The 4066-nt window shown below is 59.2% G+C and carries 2 protein-coding genes and 2 pseudogenes; all 4 read left to right on the top strand.

All coding sequences use genetic code 11. The features are described 5' to 3' along the window. Positions 1-252 precede the first annotated feature (252 nt). A pseudogene (locus SX1_RS24980) lies at positions 253-820 on the top strand (IS21 family transposase); the annotation flags it as partial. A gap of 278 nt (positions 821-1098) precedes the next feature. Then, positions 1099-2184 (top strand): mannose-1-phosphate guanylyltransferase/mannose-6-phosphate isomerase, encoded by a 1086-nt coding sequence (locus SX1_RS21830; RefSeq protein WP_019054808.1) that lies wholly within the window; start codon positions 1099-1101, stop codon positions 2182-2184. 31 nt (positions 2185-2215) lie between these two features. Continuing rightward, the gene (locus SX1_RS21835) at positions 2216-3709 is read left to right on the top strand and encodes a phosphomannomutase (protein ID WP_019054809.1); all 1494 of its coding nucleotides are present in this window, start codon (positions 2216-2218) and stop codon (positions 3707-3709) included. A gap of 120 nt (positions 3710-3829) precedes the next feature. Beyond that, a pseudogene (locus SX1_RS24040) lies at positions 3830-4066 on the top strand (hypothetical protein); the annotation flags it as partial.

Here is a 4066-nt window from a genome sequence, read left to right on the forward strand (position 1 = left end):
GTTCCGAACCTGCTTTATGGATGAAATGTCTACAGAATTAAGTATGAAAGCCAGCCGATGCGAGACACGTTTCCAAATAACTTGGCGCCTTTCCCAGGAAAGCCGCCGCTGCTCCGAGAATTATTCGTCCCGTGATTCCGAGATGATGGCCCCACACCTGGCGGGGATGACGATGAAGGTCCGCTACTGGGATCAGGTTTGCTTCCATTCGATTATACGAGGGAGGAACTGATGTCAGCGGAGCGATTGATTATACGACGGGCTCGCGAGAGCTTACGATACCGGTTTGAGGAGGTACCGAGTCACAAGGCGACTTCGTACCGAGCGGGGCAGCCGCGAGACGTTGAGGCGTGCAGTGTTGGCGGGGCTCGCCTGGCCGCGAGGCGAGGATGTTAGCGATGCAGTTCTGGAAGCAGCGCTCTACCGGGCGGCAATCACCAAGACCGGCCGTCGCCGCTATCCCGAACCGGATTGGGCGCCGATGTACCGCGAACTGAAGCGCAAACATGTGGCCGTGCAGATTGTGTGCGACGAATGAATCGCGCAGCATCCGGAAGGCTATCGCTACACCAGTTCTGCCGTCTCTATCATGGCTAGGCAGCCAAGCTGCCGGTCACGATACGACAGACCCGCGCTGCTGGTGAGAAGCTGTTCGTCGATTATGCGGGCGGCAAAGGGGCGGTCCAGCCCTGCTCGTTCCGGATAATGCGAAGTTGCCGTGATCAAGGCCTGCCTTTACCTTCAGCAGGTCAACTGCTGCTATGCCGAAATGGCGGCGAATTATGACAGTGCGGCGCGGACGACATGTCCGCACCGCCCACCGCCTCGACCTGAACGGCGATAGCATGCTCCGCCCCAAATCCCTTCCAGAGATTTGACGTCGGCCGAGAACGAAACAACAATGGGCATAGCCAGCACTGCGCTGTATCCGGGGAGCGACATAATCTGGAGCAATTGGGCGCAATCATCTTGGAAACGAAGGGCGGCTTCATCGGAATGAGCAACTTGGCCGACCTTTGCTTTCCGTTCATGGACGCCCTATTGATTGGGGCGTCAGTCCACCAAAGAATAATATATTCCAGTTAATTCAGGCGAAACATGACCAGCGATCCCATGACTATCGTACCCGTCATCCTGTCCGGCGGGTCGGGCACACGACTGTGGCCCGTTTCCAGACCTGAACGCCCCAAACAGCTGTTGCCGCTGACGGCGGACGAAACCATGTTGCAGTTGACAGCCGTGCGGATGCAAGGCTTCGCCTCCGCTTTGGTTGACCATCCGATCCTGGTGTCCAATGCTGCCCATGCCCACATTATCGATCAGCAACTACAACAGAGCGGCATCACCGATTATCAGGTCATCCTGGAGCCGATCGGTCGCAATACTGCGCCTGCCATCGCGCTAGCCGCACTGGAGGCAAAGGGCGACAAAGCCCTGCTGGTGATGCCGAGCGACCATGTGATTGCCGATCTGCCGGCTTTCCACGAAGCTATCGCCCGCGCATTGCCTTTGGTTGCCAAAGGGTGGCTGGTGACGTTCGGTATCACGCCCGATGGACCGGAAACCGGCTATGGCTATATCCAGATGGGGCCGATGTGCGGCGAAGGGGTGCATCAGGTCAAACGCTTCGTCGAAAAGCCAGATGTTGCCAATGCAGAGCGGATGCTGGCCGAAGGCAATCATGCATGGAATGCCGGCATCTTCCTGTTCCGCGCCGACGCCTATCTGGCCGCGCTGGAAAAGCACCAGCCGGACATGCTCGCAGTGGTGCAGGCCGCAATGGCCGGTGCCAAACGAGACTGCGCGCAGATCTTTCCCGACGCCATGGCCTTTCATGCCTGTCCGTCTGACTCTGTCGACTATGCAATCATGGAACGGGAAGCGCAGGTCGCGTGCGTGCCGGTCAGCATGGGCTGGTCGGATGTTGGCAGTTGGGATTCTCTACACGCAGTCAGCGCTCGGGGTGGTGACGAAAATGCGGTGCGCGGCGACGCCCTGCTGCTGGGCGCGCACAATTGTCTGGTCCATAGCGATGGGCCGCGCGTTACTCTGGTCGATGTCGACGACCTGATCGTGGTCGTTTCCCATGGCGATGTCATGATCCTGAAGCGCGGAGAATCCCAGAAGGTCCGCAAGGTGACCGAGGCGCTCAAGGCGATTGCCGCCGCAACTGTGACGAACTGAATTGCCCGCACGGCCACGCATGGAGAGAAATATGACGCAAACAGTTTCAATCGCCGGCCTGATGGCACAATCCGGCGTCGCGTTCGGTACCAGTGGCGCGCGTGGGCTGGTCAGTGCGATGACTGACCGAATTTGCTTCGCCTATACCGCCGCCTTCCTGCAGCATTTGTCGGCCATCGGGCAGTTCGCGCCCGGTACCCATGTTGCGATCGCTGGCGACCTACGCCCGTCCACCCCCCGCATCATGGCGGCCTGCGCCGCAGCCGTGCTGCATATGGGTGGAGAGGTAGACTATTGCGGGTTCGTGCCCTCGCCAGCCGTGGCCGCTTATGGATTTGAACACAATATCCCGTCGCTGATGGTGACGGGCAGCCATATCCCCGACGACCGCAACGGCATCAAGTTCAACCGCACCGACAGTGAAGTGCTGAAGTCAGACGAGATTGCGATCCGGGCCCAGACCGTGTCGTTACCCGACCTGTTCGACGAGGACGGAATGCTGAAGGATGCGGCGCCCGCAGAGCCGCTTGCCGACGCCGCCACTCCCTATATCGCGCGATATGTCGAAGCCTTTGGAACTCAGGCTCTCGCGGGCATGACGCTGGGCGTCTACGAACATTCGGCGGTTGGGCGCGATATATTGATCGCACTGGTCGAGGCGCTAGGCGGCGAGGCCGTGTCGCTGGGCCGGTCCGATCACTTCATCCCTGTCGATACCGAAGCGGTTCGCTCGGAAGACCAGGTGCTGGCCCGGCAGTGGGCGGAGAAGCACGGGTTGGACGCGATCCTGTCAACCGACGGGGATAGCGATCGGCCGCTGTTGGCGAACGAACAGGGTGTTTGGATGCGCGGCGACGTACTGGGCATATTGAGCGCGCGGGCGTTGCGCATTGCAGCGATTGCCACGCCAGTCAGTTGCAACAGCGCAGTCGAATTGTCTGGCCTCTTCAAAGCCGTACGGCGAACGCGAATCGGATCACCCTTTGTGATCGAAGCAATGAACACGCTGGTGGCCGATGGTCAGGCGAGCGTTTGCGGCTATGAGGCCAATGGCGGTTTCCTGCTGGCCACGCCGGTTGTCCTAGAAGAGAGGAGATTGAGCGCACTGCCGACGCGGGACGCAGTGCTGCCGATCCTGTCGGTGCTAGTCGATGCGCGTCGGCGCGGCGTGACATTGTCCGCACTGCAAGCGCAATTGCCCGAACGCTATACGTTCAGCGAACGATTACAGAATTATCCGACGGCACAGAGCAACGCACTGCTCGCGCATCTGGAGCACGGTGACGAGGCCACTATCCTGGGGCGGTTGACGGCGATGTTCGGCGAGTTGGCGGGCAAAGTGGACGGGATCGAACGGACCGACGGGTTGCGTATCCATTTTGCCGGCGGGGACATTATCCATCTGCGGCCGAGCGGCAATGCCCCCGAACTGCGCTGCTATACCGAAAGTGACAGTGTGGAGCGGGCGGTGACACTCAATATGCAGGCGTTGCAGTTGGTACGGAATTGCGGTGTCCCTGCCTGATCCTGTTGTGCAAGGATACAATGACTGAGACAGGTGTGACGCATTTTTTGCGAGCGCAAGATATTGTAAATTTGATGTTTAGTCCCTAGATTTGATGTTGGGGGTTTAATGTGAAGCCCCAGCGAGGCGGAGGCGATCAAGGTCTTCGCCAACACCTATCTCGCCCGACGTGTCGCCTTCTTCAACGAAATGGGCAGCCATGCCATTGGGCGTGCCATGGACACGCACCAGATCATCTCCGGCGTCGGCCCAGATCCGCGTATCGGTGGCCATTATAATAATCCCAGCTTCGGTTATGGCGGCTATTGCCTACCCAATGATACCAAACAGCGCTCACTAACTCTTCCAAAATGGATT

Source organism: Sphingobium xenophagum NBRC 107872 (assembly GCF_000367345.1).
Lineage (GTDB): Bacteria > Pseudomonadota > Alphaproteobacteria > Sphingomonadales > Sphingomonadaceae > Sphingobium > Sphingobium xenophagum.